The organism is Streptomyces sp. NBC_01171, from assembly GCF_045039805.1.
Classification (GTDB): domain Bacteria; phylum Actinomycetota; class Actinomycetes; order Streptomycetales; family Streptomycetaceae; genus Streptomyces.
The window spans coordinates 2,285,613-2,309,687 of sequence record NZ_CP108609.1 but is presented as its reverse complement, the minus strand read 5'-3'; the positions used below and the strand labels follow the sequence as shown (position 1 = coordinate 2,309,687).

Below are 24,075 nucleotides of genomic sequence, written 5' to 3'. Positions count from 1 at the left end.
CCAACGGAGTCCCCGTGTCGCTGCCACCCCTGGTCGAGCCCGCTTCCGAGCTCACCGTAGACGAGGTCCGCCGGTACTCCCGCCACCTGATCATCCCGGATGTGGGGATGGAAGGGCAGAAGCGGCTGAAGAACGCCAAGGTGCTCTGTGTGGGCGCCGGCGGGCTGGGTTCACCCGCGCTGATGTACCTCGCGGCGGCCGGTGTCGGCACGCTCGGCATCGTGGAGTTCGACGAGGTCGACGAGTCCAACCTCCAGCGGCAGATCATCCACAGCCAGGCGGACATCGGCCGCTCGAAGGCCGAGTCCGCGCGGGACACGGTCAAGGGCATCAACCCGTACGTGGACGTGGTCCTGCACGAGGAACGGCTCGAGGCCGAGAACGTGATGGAGATCTTCGGCCAGTACGACCTGATCGTCGACGGCACGGACAACTTCGCCACCCGGTACCTGGTCAACGACGCGTGCGTGCTGCTGAACAAGCCGTACGTGTGGGGCTCGATCTACCGCTTCGACGGCCAGGCGTCCGTCTTCTGGTCCGAGCACGGCCCCTGCTACCGCTGCCTCTACCCGGAGCCCCCGCCGCCCGGCATGGTCCCCTCCTGCGCCGAGGGCGGCGTGCTCGGCGTGCTGTGCGCCTCGATCGGCTCGATCCAGGTCAACGAGGCGATCAAGCTGCTCGCGGGCATCGGTGACCCGCTGGTCGGCCGCCTGATGATCTACGACGCCCTGGAGATGCAGTACCGCCAGGTCAAGGTCCGCAAGGACCCCGACTGCGCGGTGTGCGGCGAGAACCCCACGGTCACGGAGCTCATCGACTACGAGGCGTTCTGCGGCGTCGTCTCCGAGGAGGCCCAGGAGGCCGCGGCCGGCTCCACGATCACTCCCAAGCAGCTCAAGGAGTGGATCGACGACGGCGAGAACATCGAGATCATCGACGTCCGCGAGCCGAACGAGTACGAGATCGTCTCCATCCCCGGCGCCAAGCTCATCCCCAAGAACGACTTCCTCATGGGCACCGCCCTCGAATCCCTCCCCCACGACAAGCGCATCGTCCTGCACTGCAAGACGGGCGTCCGCAGCGCGGAGGTCCTGGCGGTCCTGAAGGCGGCGGGCTTCGCGGACGCGGTCCACGTGGGCGGCGGCGTGATCGGCTGGGTCAACCAGATCGAGCCGAGCAAGCCGGTGTACTGAGCCCTTCCGGCCCCGGAGGCCCACCGCGCCGCTTCGCGTCGGCGCGGTGGGCCTCCGTCGTTTGCTGGTGACGGCGGGTGGGCAGCCCTGGACCGGCGTTGTCGGGCGAGTGGGGGAGCTTCGCGGTGGACGGTGAGAGTACGTCGGTCGTCATCTCGGTTGCCGCTGTGGTCATCAGTGTGCTGTCCGCTCTATGTGGCCCGTCGGAAGGACCGCAGGGACGCCCTGCTCAAGCTGCATGAGTCGCTGATCAGTCCTGAGCTGCAGCACGGCAGGCGGACGGTGTTCCTGATGCGGGAGCGGGGGGTGCGGGTGGAGGAGTGGAGCGGGGAGGAGTACGCCGTCTCTACTGCCACAAGGGGTACGTGAGCGAGAAGGACGTCCTTGAGCTGTCGGCGGTGCCGCTGGTCAGGCTGAAGTACGCCGGCGGGGCGTTCCTCGAGTACCGGGATTCGCAGGTGGCGGGAATCCCGACCTGGCCGCGCTTTCGGCGGCTGGCCGACCATGCGGAGGCGTATCTGCGGGCGCGGGGTGTCGACGTCGCCCGGCTCACCGGGGCCACGCCGGCCGTGCCGGAGAGCCGTAGCGAGCCGTCGTAGGCCGCCCGTCAGGTGCACACCGTGTTCGGCACAGGGGTCCTGCCGGTCAACAGGTAGTCGTTGACCGCCTTCTGGACGCACCTGTTCCTGCTGTCGTACGCCCCGTGCCCCTGACCCTTGTAGGTGAGTTCGACGGCTACTCCCTTGCCGAGGGCGTCGACCATGGCGCGGGCGCCTTCGTAGGGGGTCGCGGGGTCGCCGGTGTTGCCGACGACGAGGATGGGGGCGGAACCGGGGGCGTGGACGTCGGGGTGGTCGGCGGCGCCGGGGACGGCCCAGTCGGTGCAGCCGGCCATGCCCCAGGCGAGGTAGTCGCCGAAGACGGGGGAGGCCCCGCGGAAGTCGGGGAGCTTGGACTGGATGTAGGCCGGGGAGTAACGGGGCTTCTCGTCCGAGCAGTTGATGGCGATGTTGGCCGGGGTGATGTTGCTGTACTCGCCGTTCTGGCTACGTCCGTTCATCGAGTCGGACAGCAGCATCAGCACCCTGCCGTCCCCGTCGTACGCCTGCTCCAGACCCTCGGTGAGGTACTCCCAGAAGTCCTTGGAGTACAGCGACTGCGCGATGCCGTTGGTCGCCGCGGTCTGTGTCAACTGGCGTGGATAGATACCGGGGATGGGCTTCTTCTCCAGGTCCTTCAGCAGCTTGGCGATACGGTTCTTCACGTCGTCCGCGGTGTCCCCGAGGGGGCAGTCCTCAACCTTGGACGTGCAGTCCTCGGCGAAGTTGTCCAGCGCGAGCTGGAACCCGCGCGCCTGGCTGAGCGCCCCCTCCTCCGGCGTCTGGGTGGGGTCCACCACCGCGTCGAAGACGGCCCGCCCCACGTGCCCCGGGAACAAGTGCGCGTACACACCGCCGAGTTCGGTGCCGTACGAGATGCCGAAGTAGTGCAGCTTGGCGTCACCGAGCACCTGCCGCATCAGGTCCATGTCGCGGGCCGCGTCGGTGGTGCGCACATGGGGCAGGATCTTCTTGGAGCGCTGCTCGCACGCGTCGTTGAACTTCTCGGTGCGGGCGATGAGTTGCCTCTGCTCGGCGGTGTTCTCGGGCGTCGCGTCCTGCTGGAAGAACGTGTCGAGCTGGGAGTCGCTCTCACACAGCACGGGCGCGCTGCGGCCGACCCCGCGCGGGTCGAAGCTGACCAGGTCGTACCGGGTGCGCAGTGCCGCGTAGTCCTCGGCGAAGGCGGGCAGCGTGGTGACACCGCTGCCGCCGGGCCCGCCGAAGTTGAACACCAGCGAGCCGATCCGGTCCTTCGCCGGCCCGTCCGCCTTGGCGCGGATCAGGGCGATGCCGATGGTGTCGCCCTTGGGCCTGGCCCAGTCCAGCGGCGCCAGCATGGTGGCGCAACTCCACTTCGCGCCGCCGGGCAGCGGGGACGGTGACGGGCCGCCGCCCTCCGCCTCGGACGGGGCCGGACAGTCCTTCCACTCCAGCTTCTGCTTCGTCAGGTCCCCGTGCCCCGAACCGCCGCCGCAGCCGGCCAGCAGGGCTGCCATCAGCACGGCACTGGTCGTCAGGGCGGCGGCGCGCGGCCGGGAAGGGTTCGGCATACAGCCATCCTCACGGCGCGCCCGTGACTCCGCGCGGGGCACGGGCCGTAAGGAGTACGGGGGCGACAGCCCTTACGGGGTCCCGTAAGGGCGCGCCGACCGGCCCAGCGCTCCCTACAGGGCTCCCTTACGGGTCAGATGATTGAACGCCAGCCACCCCGGCAGCACCGGCAGCCACAGCGTCAGCAGCCGGAACAGCAGCACCGCCGGAGCCGCCACCTCCTTGGGCAGCCCGACCGCGATCAGACCCACGGTCAGCGTCGCCTCCACGGCCCCGACCCCACCCGGCGTCGGCGCGGCGGAGCCGAGCGCGTTGCCCGCGAGGAAGACGACCGCGACGCTGGCGATGCTGATGTGCGCCGACTCGTCGCCGAACGCCCGGATCGAGGCGTCCAGGCACATCACGAAGCACCCGGTGAGCAGCAGCATGCCGCCGATGCCGGTGACCAGCTTCTGCGGCCGCTGGAGCACGTCCAGCATGCGCGGCACCACCCCGGCGAACAGCGACCGCACGCGCGTGACGACGAACTTCCGCAGCAGCGGCACCGACGTCACCACCAGCACCAGCACCGCGACCGTCAGCAGACCCGCGATGACCGTCCGGGACGGCGACAGCGACGGCGTCTTCTCGGTGCCGGTGAGGTAGCCGAAGGACAGCAGCATCAGGATGTGGCAGCCCAGGCCGAACAACTGCGACGCGCCGACACTCGCCACCGCGAGCCCCGGCCGCACCCCCTGCCGCTGGAGGAACCGCGTGTTCAGCGCGACACCGCCGACCGCCGCCGGAGCGACGATCTTCACGAAGGACCCGGCGACCTGCGCCGCCACCGTCCGCACGAACGGCACCCGCTCCGGCACGAACCCGAGCAGCGCCATCGCGGCGGCCACGTAACTGAGCGCGGAGAACGCCACGGCGGCCGCCACCCAGCCCCACTGGGCCTGTGCGAACAGCGTGCCGAACTCGATGTGGGTGAGCTGGGTGAGCAGGAAGTACCCGCCGATCGCGCCCGCGATGAAGCTGATCAGGGTGCGCGGCCGGATGCGCTCCAGCCGGGCCGGCTCCACCGGGGCCTGCGGCCTGATCCGCAGCACCTGGTGCCGGATCTGGGTGAGCAGGTCCTCCTCGCGGGCCTCGTCGATCGCCTCGTCGATGGCCCGTTTCTCGGCCCGCTGCTCGGCGCGGACGGTCTTCTTGTCGGGCTTGCCCGGAGGGGCCGCGCCCTCCTCGGAGGCCGCCTCCAGCCGGGCCTGCTTGGCCAGCCGGGACGACTCCAGCACCGCCTCCCGCTCCCGCTCCGCGCGCTCGCGGCCCAGCTTGCGCAGGGTGGAGCGGGTGGAGCGGGTCAGCGCGATGGGCTGGAGCATCGGCAGGCAGTCGGCCACCGCGTCCGGGCCGAGCACCGCGACCGCCGTGGCCACGGCCCGCTCGGCGCCGACCCGCAGGCCGAGCGTGGTGAGCATCTGGGCCACGTCCATGCGCAGCAGCAGATCGCCCGCCGCGATCTCCCCGCCGCGCAGCTCGGCGAGGATCACCTTGCCGGAACGATCCACCAGTACGGCGTCGCCCGCGAGCCTGCGGTGCGCGATGCGCCGGGACTGCAGCGCGCGCACCTGGTGCCAGACCTTGTGCAGCAGCTCGTCGGTGATCTCGTCGTCGTCCAGCGAGTCCAGCGTGCGGCCGCCGGTGTGCTCGTAGACCAGCATGACGGCGTCCGGACCCAGCTCGGAGGTGGCGATCAGCTTGGGGGCGTTGGCACCGGCCGCGATGGCCGCGTACGCGAGGAGCGCCTCCTGCTCCAGGGCCTGTCTGAGCGACTGGAGGCTGGAGCGGGTGGCGAAGCCGCGCAGGGTGAGGTTGCGCCAGGCCCGGTAGAAGAAGCCTTGGGCCTGCTGCTCCCGGTCGACGACGGTCACGTCCAGCGGTGGACCGTCCTCCAGGGTGACGAAGTAACGCCGCCCCCGGTCGCCGTTCTCCGCCTCCGGGCCCTCCTCGCGGACCGCGCTGACCGGGTGGAAGCCGACGTGGCGCAGGCCCGCCATCAGGGTGCGGCCGGTGGGGCGGACATTGGGGGAACCGACGGCGTAGAGGGTGCCGTAGGCGATGGTCCAGCCGATGAGCACCGTCAGGATGATGGCGAACGGCGTGGTGTAGCCGGTGACCAGCATGGAGAACGCGTCGAGCAGCAGCACGATCCACAGCACCGCGCGCCAGCGGGGTCTGCGGGACATGCCGACGGCCGTCATATAGGCGATGACGGGCGCCAGATAGCCGTGCACCGGGTCGGTCAGCGCGTGGATGTCGCCGGGCGCGGGCTGGGTCAGCGCCTCCTGGATGGAGTCGGGCGCCGCGCGGGCGACCCAGAGGTCCGTGGCGAGCGTGACGCCGTGCGCGAGGACAGCGGCGAGGACGCCGTCCGCGATGCGGAGCCCGTCGCGTTTGATCAGCCGCTCGATGGCGAACGCGACCGGGACCAGCAGGATGGCGATGCTGGACGCCAGCCCCGCGATCTTGATCAGCAGGTCGGGTGCCTGGCCGGTGCCCTTGTTGATGTCCTGTTCGAGCCCCGAGGTGGTGCCGTGCGCGAACGCGGCGATGGCGAGCAGCAGTGCGATCGCCAGCACGCCCACCAGGAGCCGCATGAGGTCGGAGGGGCGGTGCACGCGCGCGGGGAGCAGCGGTTCGTCGCCCTCGACCTCGTCCAGGACGTCGTCGGACGGACGCCTGGGGGCGTACGCCCGCGCGGGGACGCCCGCTTCGCCGCCCTCACGCGCGCGTGGGCCCGCGTTCTTGGCGGGGCCGTCGGTGGCTTCGCGGGAGGCGCCGGGGCGCGCGGACGCGCCGGAGGTGCCCTCCGCGTCGTCGGGGTGCACACCCTGCTGCTTCATGATCTCTTCTTGGTCTCGTATCACCAGTCACCGCCCGCACGATGGTGGCACGACTGAGGGGCACGAGGGGGCATCAGGGTGCGGATGGGGTGCGAAAAGTGCGATTGGGCGGAGTGCGGGCCCGTCCGGACACCCCTGGCCGGCCTCGTCCCATTGTCGTAGGCGTACGGCAGGATGGGGTGGATGAGCGAGCAGAGCCCTGCCGGGGAGGGGCGCCCGGACGAACTTCCGGAGTACGCCGAGCGCGTGCTCGACGTGACCGAGCGGATTCCTCCGGGCCGGGTGATGACCTACGGCGATGTCGCGGAGTGGCTGGAGGAGGGCGGCCCGCGCCAGGTGGGCCGGGTGATGGCGCTGTACGGGGGTGCGGTGCCGTGGTGGCGCGTGGTGCGGGCCGACGGGGCGCTGCTGCCCGGCCATGAGCTGCGCGCCCTCGACCGGTACCGGGCCGAGGGCACCCCGCTGAAGCAGGCGTCCCGCAGCGCGGACGGGCATCTGCCGCGTCTCGACATGAGACGGGCCCGCTGGGACGGGGGCCCGGCGGACCATAGCTGAGGGCCTCCGGCAAGGGGGCGCGGCTCAGATCCGCTCGTACGGGGGACACCGGGCACGTCCTCGACATGACGTACGTTCGTCGGGACGGGAAGCCCCCGAGGCGCCCGCCTCTGTACACCCCTACGACCACCCCGCACCACCACCAGGACCGGCGAACCACGTGAGCACCACCTCCTCCACCGGACGCCTGCCGCACCCCCCGGGTCGGCAGGCGCCTCGGGGTGCCTACCGGCTGCTCCGCACCCCGCCTGTCCAGGCGCCGCCGCCCCGCCCGGACGCCGCCCAGCGCGCGGTGATCGAGCACGAAAGCGGCCCGCTGCTCGTCCTGGCGGGGCCCGGCACCGGCAAGACCACGACCCTGGTGGAGTCCGTCGCCGCGCGCGTGGCGCGGGGCGGCGACCCCGAGCGCATCCTGGTGCTGACCTTCAGCCGCAAGGCCGCCGTCGAGCTGCGCGACCGGATGGCCCGGCGCATGGGCGCCGCCCGCGCGCCCCGCGCCACCACCTTCCACTCCTACTGCTACGCCCTGGTCCGTGCCCACCAGGACAGCGACCGCTTCGCCGAGCCGCTGCGGCTGCTCTCCGGCCCCGAGCAGGACGTCACCGTGCGCGAGCTGCTCGCCGGGCAGCCCGAACTGGAGCGGCTCGGGCTCACGCACGTGCGCTGGCCCGACGACCTGCGCGCCTGCCTGACCACGCGCGGCTTCGCCGACGAGGTCCGCGCGGTCCTGGCGCGCAGCCGCGAGCTGGGGCTCGCGCCCGGCGCGCTGGACGCCTTCGCGCGCCGCATCGGGCGCCCCGACTGGCGCGCGGCCGCCGCCTTCCTCGCCGAGTACCTCGACGTGATCGACCTCCAGGGCGTCATCGACTACGCCGAACTCGTGCACCGCGCGGTGCTCCTCGCCCACCGTCCCGAGGTCGCCGAGCGCCTCGCCGCGTCCTACGACGCCGTGTACGTCGACGAGTACCAGGACACCGACCCCGCGCAGGTACGGCTGCTGCACGCGCTCGCCGGGGGCGGGCGCACCCTGGTCGCCCTCGGCGACCCCGACCAGTCGATCTACACCTTCCGGGGCGCCGACGTGAACGGCATCCTCGACTTCCCGGCCGCCTTCCCGCGCGCGGACGGCCGCCCCGCACCCGTCGAGGTGCTGCGCACCTCCCGCCGCTCCGGGTCGGATCTGCTGGCCGCGACCCGCCGGATCACCCAGCGGATGCCGCTGTCCCAGCTCCCCGCCGAGAAACTCCGCGTCCACCGCGAGCCGGCGGCGGTCCGCGACGGCGGCCAGGTGGAGGTGTACACCTACCCGACCCCGGGCACCGAGCTGGACAACATCGCCGACATCGTCCGCCGCGCCCACCTCGAGGACGGCGTTCCGTGGAACGAGATGGCGATCCTCGTCCGCGCGGGCTCCCTCACCATCCCGACCCTCCGCCGCGCCCTCACGGCTGCGGGCGTCCCCCTGGACATCGACGGCGACGACCTGCCCCTGCGCCACGAACCGGCCGTCGCGCCCCTGCTGACGGCGCTGCGGGCGGTGGCACTGGCGGAGGCGGGAGCTGCTGGGGAAGCCGACGACGCTGAAGGCCCGGAAACTCCCTGGCTGGACGCCGAGACCGCCATAACGCTCCTCTCCTCCCCCCTCGGCGGCATGGACGCCGCCGACCTCCGCAGGCTCGGCCGGGCCCTGCGCGAGGAGGAGCGGGCCGCGGGTGAGGCGCTGCCCGCCCCCTCCGACGTGCTGCTCGCCCGGGCGCTCGCGGAGCCCGAGCGGCTCGTCGCGCACGACCCGGCGTACGCGCGCGGGGCGCAGCGGCTGGGGGCGCTGCTGCGGAAGGCGCGCGCGTGCCTGGCCGAGGGCGGCACCGCCGAGGAGGCGCTGTGGGCGCTGTGGAACGGCACCCCCTGGCCCAGCAGGCTGGAGCGGTCCGCGCGGCGCGGGGGAGCGGCGGGCCGTAACGCCGACCGCGACCTGGACGCCGTCTGCGCGCTGTTCGCCACCGCCGCCCGCGCGGAGGAGCGCACCGGCGGACGCGGCACCCTGAACTTCCTGGAGGAGATCGACGCCGAGGACATCGCCGCCGACACCCTCACCCGCCGCGCCGTACGCCCCGACGCCGTGCGCCTGATGACCGCGCACCGCTCCAAGGGACTGGAGTGGCGGCTGGTCGTCGTCGCGGGCGTGCAGGAGGGGCTCTGGCCCGACCTGCGCCGCCGGGGCTCCCTCCTGGAGGCCGACCGGATCGGCCGGGACGGCCTCGCCGAGCCGCTGACCCCGGGCGCCCTGCTCGCGGAGGAGCGCAGGCTGTTCTACGTGGCCGCCACGCGCGCGCGGGACCGGCTCGTCGTCACCGCCGTGAAGGCACCGGCCGACGACGGCGACCAGCCGTCCCGCTTCCTGACCGAGCTGGGCGTCGAGCCCCGCGACGTCACCGGCCGCCCGCGCCGCCCGCTGGCGGTCGCCGCGCTCGTGGCGGAGCTGCGCGCCACGACCGTCGACCCGGCCGTCTCGGAGGGGCTGCGGGACGCGGCCGCGCGCCGGCTGGCCCGGCTCGCCGCGCTCGCCGACGAGGACGGCCGCCCGCTGGTGCCCGCCGCCCACCCCGACCGCTGGTGGGGGATCTACGAGCCCACCGCGAGCAAGGTGCCGCTGCGCGACCGAGACCAGCCCGTGGTGCTCTCCGGCAGCGCGCTGGACCAGCTCGCCAACACCTGCGCCCTCCAGTGGTTCCTGGGCCGCGAGGTGAAGGCCGACGCGCCCGCCACGGCCGCCCAGGGCTTCGGCAACGTCGTCCACGTCCTGGCCGACGAGGTCGCCTCCGGCCGTACCCCCGCCGACCTCGACGTCCTGATGGAGCGCCTGGACTCGGTGTGGAACGCACTCGCCTTCGACGCGCCCTGGAAGTCCGCCCAGGAGAAGGAGACCGCCCGCGCGGCGCTCGAACGCTTCCTGAACTGGCACGTCCTGGACCGCGCCACCCGTACGCCCATAGCCAGCGAGCGGGACTTCGACGTGACCCTGGAGGCCGGCGAGTACCAGGTGCGCATCCGGGGCCAGATGGACCGCGTCGAGACGGACGGCGACGGCCGGGCCTACGTCGTGGACTTCAAGACCGGCAAGAACGCCCCCACCGCCGCCGAGGTGGCCCGCCACCCCCAGCTCGCCGTCTACCAGCTCGCGGTGGCCGAGGGCGCGGTGGACGACGCCTTCGACGGCGAGCGCCTGCGGCCCGGCGGCGCCGAACTCGTCCAGCTCCGGCAGGGCGCGGCGAAGAAGGACGGCGGCGAGGCGCTGCCCAAGGTGCAGGCCCAGGAACCGCTGGACGGGGAGTGGGTCGGGGACCTGCTGGCCACCGCGGCCGGAAAGGTGCTGGACGAGCGGTTCACCCCCACCACCGGCCAGCACTGCACGCACTGCTCCTTCCGCGCCTCCTGCAGCGCCCGCCCCGAGGGACGGCACGTGGTCGAGTGACGTGCGGCACCACAGCACCCCGCTGACCTGCGCTTTCCACAGCCTGGGCGCCCGCTTGTCGGCGGTCGCCGCTAGCCTTCCCCGCATGCCCGCGCACCTCACCGACCCCGAGCAGCTCAAAGAGCTGCTCGGCATCCCGTTCACCCCGGAGCAGACGGCCTGCATCATCGCGCCGCCCGCGCCGCAGGTGATCGTGGCCGGAGCCGGTTCGGGCAAGACCACCGTGATGGCCGCGCGCGTGGTCTGGCTGGTCGGCACCGGCCAGGTCGCCCCCGAGCAGGTGCTCGGCCTGACCTTCACCAACAAGGCGGCCGGCGAACTCGCCGAACGTGTCCGCAAGGCGCTGATCAAGGCCGGGATCACCGACCCGGACGCGATCGACCCGGACAACCCGCCCGGCGAGCCCGTCATCTCGACGTACCACGCCTTCGCCGGACGGCTGCTCACCGACCACGGTCTGCGCCTCGGTCTGGAGCCCAGTTCCCGGCTGCTCGCGGACGCCACCCGCTTCCAGCTCGCCGCCCGGGTGCTGCGCGAGGCGCCGGGCCCGTACCCGGCGCTGACCCGCTCCTTCGCGGACCTCGTCACCGACCTGCTCGCGCTCGACTCCGAGCTGTCCGAGCACCTGGTCGACCCCGAGGAACTGCGGGTCTGGGACGCCGACCTGCTGACCACCCTCGACGGCGTCAAGCTCAGCAACGCCGACCTGCGCAAGGTCCCGGAGACGCTCGCCGCGCGCGGGGAACTCGCCGGGCTCGTCCAGCGCTACCGGGCCGCCAAACGCGCCCGCGACCTGCTCGACTTCGGCGACCAGATCGCCCTGTCGGCCCGCCTCGCCCGCATCCCCGAGGTGGGCCGCCTGCTGCGCGAGGAGTTCCGGGTCGTCCTGCTGGACGAGTACCAGGACACCTCCGTCGCCCAGCGCGTCCTGCTCGCGGGCCTCTTCGGGCACGGCACCGGCCACCCCGTCACCGCCGTGGGCGACCCCTGCCAGGCCATCTACGGCTGGCGCGGCGCGTCCGTCGCCAACCTGGACGACTTCCCCGACCACTTCGCCCGCCCCGACGGCAGCCCCGCCACCCGGCAGGCGCTCAGCGAGAACCGGCGCAGCGGCGGCCGCCTCCTCGACCTCGCCAACGGCCTCGCGGAGCCCCTGCGCGCCATGCACGCGGGCGTGGAGGCGCTGCGCCCCGCCCCCGGCGCCGAACGCGACGGCCTGGTCCGCTGCGCCCTGCTGCCCACCCACGCCGAGGAGATCGACTGGCTGGCCGACTCCCTCGCCCACCTGGTGCGCACCGGCACCCCGCCCGGCGAGATCGCCGTCCTGTGCCGCACCGCGACCGACTTCGCCGAGATCCAGGGCGCGCTGGTCGCCCGGGACGTGCCCGTGGAGGTCGTCGGACTGTCCGGGCTGCTGCACCTGCCCGAGGTCGCTGACCTCGTCGCCGTCTGCGAGGTGCTCCAGGACCCCGGCGCGAACGCCTCCCTGGTCCGGCTGCTCACCGGCCCGCGCTGGCGCATCGGCCCGCGCGACCTGGCCCTGCTCGGCCGCCGCGCCCGGCTGCTCGTCGCCCACGCGCGCGTGGACGCCGCCGACGACCCCGACCGCAGGCTCGCCGAGGCCGTCGAGGGCGTCGACCCCTCCGAGGTCACCTCGCTGGCGGACGCCCTGGACACCTTCCTGGAGACCTCCTTCGGCACCGAGGGCTACGAGGACGACCTGCCGTTCTCCCCGGACGCGCGCGTGCGCTTCGCCCGCCTCGCCGCCGAACTGCGCGACCTGCGCCGCAGCCTCTCCGACCCGCTGATGGACGTGCTGCACCGGGTGCTCGCCGTCACCGGCCTGGAGGTCGAGCTGTCGGCGTCCCCGCACGCGCTGGCCGCCCGCCGCCGCGAGACCCTGTCCAACTTCCTCGACGTGGCCGCGTCCTTCGCGGCCGGCGACGGGGAGGCCACCCTGCTCGCCTTCCTCGCCTTCCTGCGCACCGCCGCCCAGTACGAGAAGGGCCTCGACAACGCGCTGCCCGGCGGCGAGAACACCGTCAAGGTGCTCACCGCGCACAAGTCCAAGGGGCTGGAGTGGGACGTGGTCGCCGTCCCCGGCCTGGTCAAGGGCACGTTCCCCAGCGCCCAGGGGCGCGAGAAGTGGACCGCGCAGGCCAAGGTGCTCCCACACGCCCTGCGCGGCGACACCGCCACCCTGCCGGACGTGGACTCCTGGGACGCCAAGGGCATCAAGGGCTTCCACGAGGCCATGAAGGAGCACCAGCACACCGAGGAACTCCGCCTCGGCTACGTCACCTTCACCCGCCCCCGCTCCCTCCTGCTCGGCTCCGGCCACTGGTGGGGGCCCAGCCAGAAGAAGCCGCGCGGGCCCTCCGACTTCCTCCTGGCCCTGCACGACCACTGCGCCGCCGGGTACGGCGAGACCGAGGTGTGGGCGGAGGCCCCCGAGGAGGGTGACGAGAACCCCGCCCTGCACACCGCCGGCGCCGACCAGGCATGGCCGCTGCCCCTGGACGCCACCGCCTTCGAACGCCGCCGGCGGGCCGCCCACACCGTCCGCGCCCACCTCCAGGCGCCGTCCACCGCCGCCCCGGTCCCGTACGACGACCCCGAGTGGCCCACCGTGCCACCGGAGGACGAGGAGCCGTACGACGCCTTCGAGGAGCTGGAGCCCTTCGACGAGCCCGGCGACTGGGACTCCTGGAGCGACGACCGCCCCGCCCTCCCCGTCCCGCACCAGGCGTCCGCCCCCGAGGCGCAGCCCCGCCTCACCCCGGAGGAGGCCCGCGCGGTCGCCTCCTGGGACCGCGACCTGGACGCGCTCACCGGGGAGCTGATGCGCGCCCGGCGCGGTGTCATCGACGTACCGCTGCCCGCCGTCCTCACCGCCACCCAGATGCTCCGGCTGGCCGAGGATCCCGACGGGCTCGCGCAGGAACTCGCGCGCCCCATGCCGCGCCCCCCGCAGCCCGCCGCGCGCCGGGGCACCCGCTTCCACGCCTGGGTCGAGTCCCGCTACGAGGAGCTGATGCTGCCCCTGCTGGAACCGGACGACCTGCCCGGCAGCGACGCCGAGATCGCCGACGAGGCCGACCTCGAAGCGCTCAAGGAAGCCTTCGAACGCACCGAGTACGCCCGGCGCACGCCGTACCGCGTCGAGGTCCCCGTACAGCTCACCCTCGCCGGCCGGGTCGTACGCGGCCGGATCGACGCCGTCTACAAGGAGGGCGAGGGCGCGGACGCCACGTACGAGATCCTCGACTGGAAGACCGGCCGCACGCGCGGCGCCGACCCGCTCCAGCTCGCCGTCTACCGGCTGGCCTGGGCGGAGCAGCAGGGCATCCCGCCCGAATCGGTCACGGCGGCGTTCCTGTACGTGCGCACCGGCGAGGTCGACCGTCCGGACCCGCTGCCCGGCCGGGAGGAGCTGGCGCGACTGCTCGAAGGGGAGCGAACCGGGGCGACGGGGACGCCCGAGTGTGACGAACCGCCCGCCGAGGATGTCCGTGCGGGCCGATAGGCTCGTGAGCATGAGCCAGACCCCGGACAGCGCCGTCCACGCGTACATCGAACGACACCGCGCCGCCTTCCTCGACGACCTCGCCGCGTGGCTGCGCATCCCGTCCGTGTCCGCCCAGCCGGAACACGCCTCCGATGTCCGCCGCAGCGCCGACTGGCTCGCCGTGAAACTCACCGGGACGGGCTTCCCGGTGGCCGAGGTCTGGCCCACCGCCGGTGCCCCGGCCGTCTACGCCGAATGGCCCTCGGACGACCCCGAGGCCCCCACCGTGCTGGTCTACGGCCACCACGACGTCCAGCCCGCCGCCCGCGAGGACGGCTGGGACACCGACCCCTTCGAGCCCGTCGTACGCGGCGACCGGCTCCACGCCCGCGGTGCCGCCGATGACAAGGGCCAGGTGTTCTTCCACACACTCGGCGTCCGCGCCCACCTCGCCGCGACCGGCCGTACCGCGCCGGCCGTCAACCTCAAGCTGCTGATCGAGGGCGAGGAGGAGTCCGGCTCCCCGAACTTCCGCGCCCTTGTCGAGGAGCACGCCGACCGGCTCGCCGCCGACGCCGTGATCGTCTCCGACACCGGCATGTGGTCCGAGGACACCCCCACGGTGTGCACGGGCATGCGCGGTCTCGCCGAGTGCGAGATCCGGCTGTACGGCCCCGACCAGGACATCCACTCCGGCTCCTTCGGCGGCGCCGTGCCCAACCCGGCCACCGCCGCCGCCCGCCTGGTCGCCGCCCTGCACGACGAGCACGGGCGCGTGGCCGTCCCCGGCTTCTACGACGGCGTCGTGGAGCTGACCGAGCGCGAGCGCGCACTCTTCGCCGAGCTGCCCTTCGACGAGGCCGAGTGGCTGCGCACCGCCAAGTCGCACGCGGCGCACGGCGAGGCCGGATACAGCACCCTGGAGCGCATCTGGGCCCGCCCGACCGCCGAGGTCAACGGCATCGGCGGTGGCTACCAGGGCGCCGGCAGCAAGACGATCATCCCTTCCTCGGCCGTGGTGAAGCTGTCCTTCCGGCTGGTCGCCGGGCAGGACCTCGGCGCCGTCGAGAAGGCCGTGCACGACTGGGCCGAGCGGCAGGCGCCCGCCGGAATCCGGCTGGAGATCGAGTTCAGCCCGGGTACGCGCCCGTGCCTCACCCCGCTCGACCACCCCGCCCTTCAGTCCGTCGCCCGCGCGATGGGCCGCGCCTTCCAGAAGCCGGTGCGGTTCACCCGGGAAGGCGGCTCCGGCCCCGCCGCCGACCTCCAGGAGGTGCTCGGCGCCCCGGTCCTCTTCCTCGGCATCTCCGTCCCCTCCGACGGCTGGCACGCCCCGAACGAGAAGGTCGAGCTGGACCTGCTCTTCAAGGGCGTCGAGACCAGCGCCCACCTGTGGAGCGACCTCGCCGAGAACTGGCGCCCCGCCCCCTGACGCCCGCTGCCGAGAAGCCGTCGTTGGGGAACGGCACCGCGCGCCGGGCACACTGGAAGGACCGCCCGGCCCGGCCGCCCCCGCCCGGCCGCGGTGCCCCTGACCCGTGTCCCACCGAACCGCCCGCCGAACCGACCGTTCCATTGGGGGAGTTGGAAGCACCAGTGACCACCCGGACCGACCACACCGCTGACCGACCCATCTCGCTCACCGCCCCGAGCGGCATCGACCGAGCCGCCCACCACCGGCTCGACGAAGCCTGGCTCGCGGCGGCGTGGAGCCACCCCACGACCCGCTGCTTCGTGGTCTCCGGCGGCCAGGTGCTCATCGACGAGACGCCCGACGGGCGCACCGAACTCGTCATGACCCCCTCCTTCGAGGCCCCCCTCACCGAGGCCCACCGCTACTTCCTGGGCGAGGACGAGGACGGCGTCAGCTACTTCGCGCTCCAGAAGGACTCCCTGCCCGGCCGCATCGACCAGTCCGCACGCCCCGCCGGACTGCGCGAGGCGGGCCTGCTGCTCTCCCCGCGCGACGCCGGGCTGATGGTGCACGCGGTCGGCCTGGAGAACTGGCAGCGCACCCACCGCTTCTGCTCCCGCTGCGGCGAGCGCACCGTCATCGCCGCCGCCGGGCACATCCGGCGCTGCCCGGCCTGCGGCGCCGAGCACTACCCGCGCACCGACCCGGCGGTGATCATGGCGGTCACCGACGGGCAGGACCGCATCCTGCTCGGCCGCCAGGTGCACTGGCCCGAGGGCCGCTTCTCCACGCTGGCCGGCTTCGTCGAGCCCGGCGAGTCCATCGAGCAGTCGGTGCGCCGCGAGGTCTTCGAGGAGGCGGGCATCACGGTCGGCGAGGTCGAGTACGTCGCCAGCCAGCCCTGGCCGTTCCCGTCCAGTCTGATGCTGGGCTTCTTCGCCCACGCCACCTCCACCGAGATCGACGCCGACGGTGAGGAGATCGAGGAGGCCCGCTGGTTCTCCCGCGACGAGTTGGGCGCCGCCTTCGAGTCCGGCGAGGTGCTGCCGCCCTACGGCATCTCCATCGCCGCCCGGCTGATCGAGATGTGGTACGGCAAGCCGCTGCCGACCCGGAGCGCCTTCTAGACGCCGAACCCGGCCGTGGACGCGAGAACCCCGGCCGCCCTGTTCACGGGCGGCCGGGGTTCCGGCGGTTCTGGGGGTCAGGCGCCGAGCGCCTGCTTCACCTGGGCGAGGCTCGGGTTGGTCATGACGACCTCGGAGCCACCCGTGGCGGGCACGACGCGGACGGTCGGCACCGTCTGGTTGCCCTCGTTCGCCTTCTCCACGAACGCGGCGGACTCCGGGTCGTGCTCGATGTTGATCTCGGTGAAGGGGATGCCCTCCCGGTCGAGCTGGCCCTTCAGCCGGCGGCAGTAACCGCACCAAGTCGTGCTGTACATCGTCACAGTGCCCTGCATGTCTCGCGCTCCTCAGGCGGCCGGGGGTACGTCCTACGTCGTGCACAGGGCAAACGTGCGGAGCCCGGCATGCATTCCCGCGGGTGTGACGCCGGTGTGACCCCCGCCGCACCGGCCGCTGTGACACCCGCCGCATTAAAACGACTATCGGGGCCCGCCTGTGGACAACCGACGCGATGGTCCCGGCCGACCTGGCAGCATGGCCATGTGACAGCAGCAACGCCCTCCCCTCTCTTCCCGCGGACCCCGGACTCGGCCGACGCGGTGCTCGAAGGGCTCGACCCCGAGCAGCGCGAGGTCGCCACCGCCCTGCACGGGCCGGTGTGCGTCCTGGCCGGAGCGGGCACGGGCAAGACCCGCGCGATCACCCACCGCATCGCGTACGGGGTGCGCTCAGGCCTCCTGACGCCCTCCAGCGTGCTCGCCGTCACCTTCACCAACCGCGCCGCGGGTGAGATGCGCGGCCGGCTCCGCCAGCTCGGCGCCCAGGGCGTGCAGGCCCGCACCTTCCACTCCGCCGCGCTCCGCCAGCTCCAGTACTTCTGGCCGAAAGCGATCGGCGGCGGGCTGCCCCGGCTGGTCGACCGCAAGATCCAGTTGGTCGCCGACGCGGCCGCCGCCTGCGGTCTCCGCCTGGACCGGGGTGAGCTGCGGGACGCCACCGCCGAGATCGAGTGGTGCAAGGTCACCCAGACCGTTCCCGCCGACTACCCGTACGCGGCCGTGAAGGCGGGCCGCGAGACCCCGCGCGACCCGGCCGAGATCTCCCACATCTACGCGGCCTACGAGAACCTCAAGCGCGACCGCGCCGTCATCGACTTCGAGGACGTGCTGCTGCTCACCGTCGCCGTCCTCCAGGACCGGCAGGACATCGCCGACCAGGTGCGCGCCCAGTACCAGCACTTCGTCGTGGACGAGTACCAGGACGTCAGCCCGCTCCAGCAGCGGCTGCTCGAACTCTGGCTCGGCGACCGCGACAGCCTGTGCGTCGTCGGAGACGCCAGCCAGACCATCTACTCGTTCACGGGCGCAACCCCCGACCATCTCCTCGACTTCCGGCTCCGTCACCCCGGCGCCACCGTGGTCAAGCTGGTCCGGGACTACCGCTCCACCCCCCAGGTGGTCCGCCTCGCCAACGGCCTGCTCGCCCAGGCCCACGGCCGCGCCGCCGACCACCGGCTGGAACTGGTCTCCCAGCGCGCCCAGGGCCCCGAACCCGTCTACACCGAGTACACCGACGAGCCCGCCGAGGCAGAGGGCGCGGCCCGCCGCATCCGCGAGCTGATCGCCGCCGGGACCCCGGCCTCCGAGATCGCCGTCCTGTTCCGCACCAACTCCCAGTCCGAGACCTATGAACAGGCGCTCGCCGACGCCGGCGTCCCCTACCAGTTGCGCGGCGCCGAGCGCTTCTTCGACCGGCCCGAGGTGCGCAAGGCGGGCATCGCCCTGCGGGCCGCCGCCCGCTTCGGCGGCAACGACTCCCTGCTGGACGAGGCGGTCGACCTCCCCTCCCAGGTCCGCGCGGTGCTCTCCGGCGAGGGCTGGAGCAGCGAGCCCCCGGCGGGCTCCGGCGCCGTCCGCGAACGCTGGGAGTCGCTGGCCGCGCTGGTCGCCCTCGCCCACGACTTCGCAGCCGTCCACCCCGAGGCCACCCTGAGCGACCTGGTCGCGGAACTGGACGAGCGGGCCACCGCCCAGCACGCCCCGACCGTGCAGGGCGTCACCCTCGCCTCGCTGCACGCCGCCAAGGGCCTGGAGTGGGACGCCGTCTTCCTGGTCGGCGTCGCCGAGGGCATGCTGCCGATCACCTACGCCAAGACCGACGAACAGATCGAGGAGGAGCGCCGCCTCCTCTACGTCGGCGTCACCCGCGCGCGGGAACGGCTCCACCTCTCCTGGTCGCTCGCCCGCTCGCCCGGCGGACGGGCGGGCCGCAAGCCGAGCCGCTTCCTCGACGGACTGCGTCCCGGCTCCACCGCCACCGTGGGCCGCGCCGCGACCGGCACCGGCGGCGTCGAGCGCGGCACCCTGGGCGGCCTTCCTGCGGCGCCTCGGCGCGCCCAGCGCACCCCGGCCCGCTGCCGGGTCTGCGGGCGCACCCTCACCGACGCCGGCGAGATGAAACTGATGCGCTGCGAGGACTGCCCCTCCGACATGGACGAGGGCCTGTACGAGCGGCTGCGGGAGTGGCGGGCGGTGGAGGCGGGACAGAGCGGCCAGCCGGACTTCTGCGTCTTCACCGACCGCACCCTGATGGCCATCGCCGAGACCCGCCCCGACTGCGCGACCGAACTCTCCCGCATCCCTGGCGTCCTGGACCGCAAGCTGCGCCGCTACGGCACCGATGTACTGGCCATCTGCGCAGGCCAGGAGGTCGGCACCGACCCCGCGAACGCGGCTTCGACAACTGATCGGAACTCGTCGCAAAAATAGTTTGCGCCCGCGCCAGGAATCCCCATAGGTTCTAGGCACGGAAACGGCGGCCTTCTCGAAGGCTGTGATTCCGTGCTGTACTTCCATATCCGAGGACCGATTCACACCGGTCCCCAAGACGCCGAGAGGAGGCGAGCCCAATGATCAGCATCGAGACCATCATCACCAGCCCGGTCAAACTGACCGATCGTCCGGCCGTCTCCCTGTGCACTCTCGGCGCGCCCTCCCAGGGCACCGGTCTGTCCGGCATTCGTGCCGCCCGTCCGGCCTCCTCGCTGCTCTCCGCGGACCTCCCTGTCCGCGAGCGCAATGAGCGACCGACCAAGGCACTGGCAGCGGTAGAGGCACAGGCGCAGGGCGCCTATGCCTTCTCGGCGGCCGGTGCCGGATTCCGGAACCAGACGCAGCACCACCAGATGTGGGCCTTCCGTGGGCCAGAACCCTGGAGTGATCCAGCCTGATCGACGATCAGGCAGGCGCCTTCAGGGCCGCGGAACCCCATCCGGGAACCGCGGCCCTTCTGTTTTCCCCGAACAGGGAGAACACCCCCGAAGGCGCCTCGGGACAACAAAAGAACCCGGTACCCAGCCGACACCCGGCCCACCGGCCGGAACGACCAGACGAGGAAAACACCCCGTGCAACTCGAAGCGCACGCCCCGTCAGTACCGCCTTCACAAGCGATCACTCAGCTCGGCTCCACGGAGGACCCCGCCTTGCTCCCCCTCACCGCGCTCACCGCGCTCGACGACGCCATCGAGAACCTCGGCGTGCCCGTCCCCTGCCGTTCCTACGACCCGGAGGTCTTCTTCGCCGAGTCGCCGGCCGATGTCGAGTACGCCAAGTCGCTCTGCCGCACCTGCCCGCTGGTCGAGGCATGCCTCGCCGGGGCCAAGGAGCGCCGGGAGCCCTGGGGCGTCTGGGGCGGGGAGCTGTTCGTCCAGGGCGTCGTCGTCGCCCGGAAGCGGCCCCGCGGCCGCCCGCGCAAGAACCCGGTCACGGCATGAACGTCGCACGCACGCACATCGCAGGAACGATCGACCGTCCCCTCACGCACGACCCCAAGAAGCAGGCCCCGATGAAGCCGTCCACCAGCGAGCCCACCGGCTCGGCGACCCCAGACCTCGATACCCGTGGCGTGACAGGCTCGCGCCAGACGAACAGGACCCGCGAAATGCAACTCATCCCAGAAGCCCTGGCTCGTGCGCATATGCACGAGCGCCTGCACGACGCCCAGCGGGAGCGCCGGGCCATGAGCCTGGCCACCGCCCGGCGGATGCAGCGCCGGGCGGAGCGCGCCTCCCTGCGTGCCCGCCGTGCGCTCGCCGTCGCCGTCATGCAGTAGGCGCCGCCCTCGACGCGCACTGAGCGCACCCACCCGAAGCGGTGGCCTCCCGGCTCCGGGAGGCGAAGTCTTCCCCTCGGGGGCCGGTCCGGCCGAAACGGACCGGCCCCCGAGGCATGTCCGCCCCCGCCGGACCTACGCCTCTGCGCGACCTACGCCTCCGCCGCGGGCACCTCCGGCAGGTCCTCCTCCGCTTCCTCGGTCTCCAGCGCCTCGGGCTCCAGCTCCGGGTCCGGGCCGAAGCCGGGCAGCCACTCCTCCAGCTCCTCCCGGAGCCGTACCGTCGCGCCCAACTGGCACAGCACCCCGATGGTGCTCAGCGTGACCCGGTGGATCAGCAGATAGGACGGCGGCAGATTGAGCTGCTTGCCGAGCTGGTACGCGGGGGAGCGCGGGTCGGCGACCCGGGCCGCCTGGCCGCGCATCCACGACCGGGTGAAGGTGAAGGTGTCCACCTGCGCGGGCTCGATGATCGGCAGCAGGTAGTCGAGGACCGCGTCGGGGTCGAGGTCCATGGACTCCTTGATGAACCCCTCCTCGCACAGCATCTCGTAGACCGGCTCGGCGTCCCCGTCCAGCGTCATCCGCAGCGCCACCCCGATGGTCGGGGGCAGTCCGCCGGGGAGCCGGTCGACCGTGCCGAAGTCCAGCACGCCCAGGCGCCAGCCGTCCTCACCGTCGGGGCCCACCGGCAGCAGCCGGAAATTGCCCGGATGCGGGTCGGCGTGCAGCAGACCGGTGCGGGCCGGGCCGGAGAAGAGGAAACGCGCCAGCAGTTGCCCGGCCCGGTCCCGCTGCTCGTCGGTGCCGCCGGAGATGATCTCCGACAGCGGGATGCCGTCGATCCACTCGGTCACCAGCACCTGGTCGCACTGGTGCACCACCGCCGGGACCAGTACGTCCGGGTCGTCCGCGAACTCCGCAGCGTGCGCGGCCTGCGCCTGCGCCTCCAGCTCGTAGTCCAGCTCCTCGGAGACCCGGTCCTTCAACTCCGCGATCAGCGGCTTGATGTCCATGCCGGGGATCAGCGGGCCCAACAAGCGCACGAAGCGGCTCAGTTGACCGAGGTCCGAGAGCAGTGCCTCGCCGGCGCCCGGGTACTGGACCTTGACCGCCACCTCCCGGCCGTCGTGCCACACCGCCCGGTGCACCTGGCCGATCGAGGCTGCCGCCGACGGCTTGTCCTCGAACTCCAGGAACAGCTCCCGCCAGTCCTCGCCCATCCGCTCCTCCAGCACGGCGTGCACCGTGCGGGTCGGCATCGGGGGCGCCGCTTCCTGGAGCTTGGTCAGCGCGGCACGGTAGGGCCCGGCGACCTCCTCGGGGAGCGCGGACTCGAAGACGGACAGGGCCTGCCCGAACTTCATCGCACCGCCCTTCAGCTCACCGAGGACCTTGAAGAGCTGCTCGGCCGTCCGCTGCTGAAGCTCCCGCCCCACGAGCTCGGCCGACTCGCCCACGATCCGCTTGCCCAGCCCCCAGGTGGCCCGGCCGGCAAAGCCGAGCGGGAGCGCGGCGAGCTTCGCGGTCCGGGTGACCGCCTTCCGGGGAAGATCAGACATGCGCCCTCCAAGTCCCTGCCGGCCGCGCCGCGCCGGTCTCGCGTCGCCGCTCGGCCGACGGCCGTTGCACCGCCATTGTCGCGCGTGGCAGCCCTCGCGTTGAGGAGTGCTCCCCCTCGGCTTTCTCCCCGGCCCGCGCCGGGGTGCTTCCCCTCCTCCTCTCCTTCGCCCCGCAACCGCATGCCGGATGCGGAGCGATGGGATGAGCGTCCCAGGTCAGAGCGGGTAGGGCTGCCTCCCAGCGGGTGCCGGTGGCCGCCGGCTCGGCCCCGTCGAGGAAGCTCAGGGCGTGCGCCGCGGCGAGCCCCGCGACCGCCGTGGCGAGGGTCAGATCACACGCGCCCACCCGGCGCGCCCGGCCCGAACGCCACTGGGTGATCAGCCGGGGCCACGCCGCGTCCTCGTCGGTGCGGTGCTGCTGGAGACAGCCCGCACACCCCGTCCGGCCCGGCAGCACCAGCGGTCCGACGACACCGGTGCCCTCCACCACACCCGCGTAGAGATGCGGAGTGCCGGAGATCATGAGCGGCTCGGCGAGGAACGGGTCCGGGGCGTGCACCGCCACCTCGTCGCGTGGAGCGAGGACCACCAGTGACAGTCCTGGCTCGTCCTCCGGGCCGGGACCGGAGAGCCTGCCGTGGCGGGTCCGGCGCGGTGGGCGGTCCGGTGCCGCACGGCGCACCGCTGTTCTCGCGGCCTCGTCCCGCCGCTCGCCCACGGCTTCCGCAGGCAGTCCGCCCGGCGCCACGTCCCACGGCTGCACCCGGCCCACGTCGCGCACGTCGACCTCCCCGACCCCCGCCCCGGACAGCAGCGCCGCCAGCACGGACCCCACCCGGCCCGCACCCAGCACCCGCACGCGCAGGGCACGCCGGGCGGCGAGGCGGGTGAGCGCGCCGCCCGGCTCCGCCGTGGTCAGCGACAGCGAGGCGAGGTCGGGACGCAGCCGTTCCAGCGCCTCCCCTCTCTCCCGCAGCGCGGTCGCGGCCGGGGAGCAGTCCCGCGTGTCGTCGAGCAGCCCCGCCCGGCCCAGCCGGCCGACCAGCCGGTCGGCATGGCCGTCGGGCAGGTCCATCCGCCGGGCCTCCTCCCGTAGTAACGCCACGTCACGGGTGCCGTCGAGCAGTTCCAGGAAGCTGCCCGTGGCCAGGTCCACCGGACCCAGAGTGATCGCGTGCGCGGGAGTCATCCCGAACTGCACGGTGCCGAGATCGCGCCAGCCTCGCCGCAGCGCCGGCTTCACCATCGGATGCATGACGGGCCCCCGTCTCCCAGGTCTCGCGCACACCCCGGCCGGGCGTGCGTCCTTCTGCCTCTCGTACGTCGGCCGAGCCGGTCCTGCTCGCTCCGACGACTGCCAGCATGGCCGGGCTCCGGAATCTGTGCCGAAAGTTGTCCACAGGCACGGGGTGATCGTCGTACAAGCTGTTCACGAGCGGGTTTCGCTGTCCACAGGCCCGGCCCGCTGTCCGCGCCGACGGGTACCTTCGAGACGTGCCCACCGAACCGACCGAACAGCAGCCGCCCGCCGCACACGGCCCCGTCGAGGTCAGGCGGAGCGACCGGCGCCGCCGGACCGTCTCCGCCTACCGCGAGGGCGACCGCACCATCGTGCTGATCCCCGCCCGCATGTCCAAGGCGGAGGAGCGGCGCTGGGTCACCGCCATGCTCGACCGGCTCGCCGCCAAGGAGGCGAGGCGGAGCGTGCCCGGCGGTGACGCCGAACTGGCCGAGCGAGCCGGGCGGCTGTCGGAGCAATACTTCGCGGGCCGGGCGCGGCCCAGTTCGGTGCGCTGGGTGACCAACCAGAACACCCGCTGGGGCTCATGCACCCCGGCGGAGGGCACCATCCGGCTCTCGCACCGGCTGCGGGGGATGCCGGAGTACGTGGTCGACTACGTGCTCTGCCACGAGCTGGCGCATCTGCTGGTGCCCGGTCACGGTCCGGACTTCTGGCGGCTGTTGGAGTCGTACCCGCGCACCGAGCGGGCGCGAGGCTATCTGGAGGGCGTGGCCGCCGCCGCGCGGCGGCCGGACGTGCCGCCGGACGTCACGGACGACGAGGAGGTGTGAGGTCCGGGCCGCGGTTCTGTAC

General features: G+C 73.0%; 17 protein-coding genes. 12 read left to right on the top strand and 5 right to left on the bottom strand.

The window, feature by feature from the left end; translation table 11 throughout:
* Positions 1–14 precede the first annotated feature (14 nt).
* Both moeZ and OG448_RS10425 read left to right on the top strand, forming a co-directional pair.
* On the top strand, positions 15–1,193 hold the full coding sequence (gene moeZ / locus OG448_RS10430) for an adenylyltransferase/sulfurtransferase MoeZ (protein WP_405552995.1): 1,179 nt from the start codon (positions 15–17) through the stop codon (positions 1,191–1,193).
* A gap of 365 nt (positions 1,194–1,558) precedes the next feature.
* Complete coding sequence (locus OG448_RS10425) at positions 1,559–1,792, top strand: hypothetical protein (RefSeq protein ID WP_405552993.1); 234 nt, start codon at positions 1,559–1,561, stop codon at positions 1,790–1,792.
* A gap of 8 nt (positions 1,793–1,800) precedes the next feature.
* Here OG448_RS10425 and OG448_RS10420 read toward each other — a convergent pair whose 3' ends face one another.
* Both OG448_RS10420 and OG448_RS10415 read right to left on the bottom strand, forming a co-directional pair.
* A complete protein-coding gene (locus tag OG448_RS10420) occupies positions 1,801–3,345 on the bottom strand; it encodes an alpha/beta hydrolase (RefSeq protein ID WP_405552991.1) in 1,545 nt (514 codons plus the stop codon).
* A gap of 114 nt (positions 3,346–3,459) precedes the next feature.
* A complete protein-coding gene (locus OG448_RS10415) occupies positions 3,460–6,231 on the bottom strand; it encodes a YbhN family protein (protein ID WP_405552990.1) in 2,772 nt (923 codons plus the stop codon).
* Between the two features lie 183 nt (positions 6,232–6,414).
* On the opposite strand from OG448_RS10415, the gene OG448_RS10410 reads away from it, so the two are divergent.
* The 5 genes from OG448_RS10410 (at position 6,415) to nudC (ending at position 16,307) form a co-directional block, all read left to right on the top strand.
* Positions 6,415–6,786, top strand: coding sequence for an MGMT family protein (locus OG448_RS10410; protein ID WP_405552988.1), 372 nt, complete (start codon positions 6,415–6,417; stop codon positions 6,784–6,786).
* A 160-nt stretch (positions 6,787–6,946) separates the two neighbouring features.
* A complete protein-coding gene (locus tag OG448_RS10405; protein WP_405552987.1) occupies positions 6,947–10,258 on the top strand; it encodes an ATP-dependent helicase in 3,312 nt (1,103 codons plus the stop codon).
* A gap of 85 nt (positions 10,259–10,343) precedes the next feature.
* Positions 10,344–13,784, top strand: a complete 3,441-nt coding sequence (locus tag OG448_RS10400; RefSeq protein WP_405552986.1) for a UvrD-helicase domain-containing protein — start codon at positions 10,344–10,346, stop codon at positions 13,782–13,784.
* Between the two features lie 10 nt (positions 13,785–13,794).
* On the top strand, positions 13,795–15,198 hold the full coding sequence (locus OG448_RS10395) for a dipeptidase (protein WP_405552985.1): 1,404 nt from the start codon (positions 13,795–13,797) through the stop codon (positions 15,196–15,198).
* Between the two features lie 164 nt (positions 15,199–15,362).
* Positions 15,363–16,307, top strand: a complete 945-nt coding sequence (nudC, locus tag OG448_RS10390) for an NAD(+) diphosphatase (RefSeq protein ID WP_031181100.1) — start codon at positions 15,363–15,365, stop codon at positions 16,305–16,307.
* A gap of 77 nt (positions 16,308–16,384) precedes the next feature.
* Here the strand turns inward: nudC and OG448_RS10385 are convergent, their stop codons facing one another.
* Positions 16,385–16,642, bottom strand: coding sequence for a mycoredoxin (locus OG448_RS10385; RefSeq protein WP_405552984.1), 258 nt, complete (start codon positions 16,640–16,642; stop codon positions 16,385–16,387).
* A 69-nt stretch (positions 16,643–16,711) separates the two neighbouring features.
* On the opposite strand from OG448_RS10385, the gene OG448_RS10380 reads away from it, so the two are divergent.
* The 4 genes from OG448_RS10380 (at position 16,712) to OG448_RS10365 (ending at position 20,418) form a co-directional block, all read left to right on the top strand.
* Positions 16,712–19,075, top strand: a complete 2,364-nt coding sequence (locus OG448_RS10380) for an ATP-dependent DNA helicase UvrD2 (RefSeq protein WP_405552983.1) — start codon at positions 16,712–16,714, stop codon at positions 19,073–19,075.
* 140 nt (positions 19,076–19,215) lie between these two features.
* Positions 19,216–19,536, top strand: a complete 321-nt coding sequence (locus OG448_RS10375; protein WP_405552982.1) for a hypothetical protein — start codon at positions 19,216–19,218, stop codon at positions 19,534–19,536.
* Positions 19,537–19,711: 175 nt separating this feature from the next.
* Positions 19,712–20,080 (top strand): WhiB family transcriptional regulator, encoded by a 369-nt coding sequence (locus OG448_RS10370; RefSeq protein WP_030807350.1) that lies wholly within the window; start codon positions 19,712–19,714, stop codon positions 20,078–20,080.
* On the top strand, positions 20,077–20,418 hold the full coding sequence (locus tag OG448_RS10365; RefSeq protein WP_405552981.1) for a hypothetical protein: 342 nt from the start codon (positions 20,077–20,079) through the stop codon (positions 20,416–20,418). Before OG448_RS10370 ends, OG448_RS10365 begins: the two co-directional genes overlap by 4 nt.
* 152 nt (positions 20,419–20,570) lie before the next feature.
* Here the strand turns inward: OG448_RS10365 and OG448_RS10360 are convergent, their stop codons facing one another.
* Together OG448_RS10360 and OG448_RS10355 are read right to left on the bottom strand one after the other, a co-directional pair.
* Positions 20,571–21,980, bottom strand: a complete 1,410-nt coding sequence (locus OG448_RS10360) for an ABC1 kinase family protein (RefSeq protein ID WP_405552980.1) — start codon at positions 21,978–21,980, stop codon at positions 20,571–20,573.
* Positions 21,973–23,235, bottom strand: coding sequence for a TOMM precursor leader peptide-binding protein (locus OG448_RS10355; protein WP_405552978.1), 1,263 nt, complete (start codon positions 23,233–23,235; stop codon positions 21,973–21,975). Before OG448_RS10355 ends, OG448_RS10360 begins: the two co-directional genes overlap by 8 nt.
* 239 nt (positions 23,236–23,474) lie before the next feature.
* Between OG448_RS10355 and OG448_RS10350 the strand changes: the two genes are divergently transcribed.
* A complete protein-coding gene (locus OG448_RS10350) occupies positions 23,475–24,053 on the top strand; it encodes a M48 family metallopeptidase (RefSeq protein ID WP_405552976.1) in 579 nt (192 codons plus the stop codon).
* Positions 24,054–24,075: the final 22 nt, after the last annotated feature.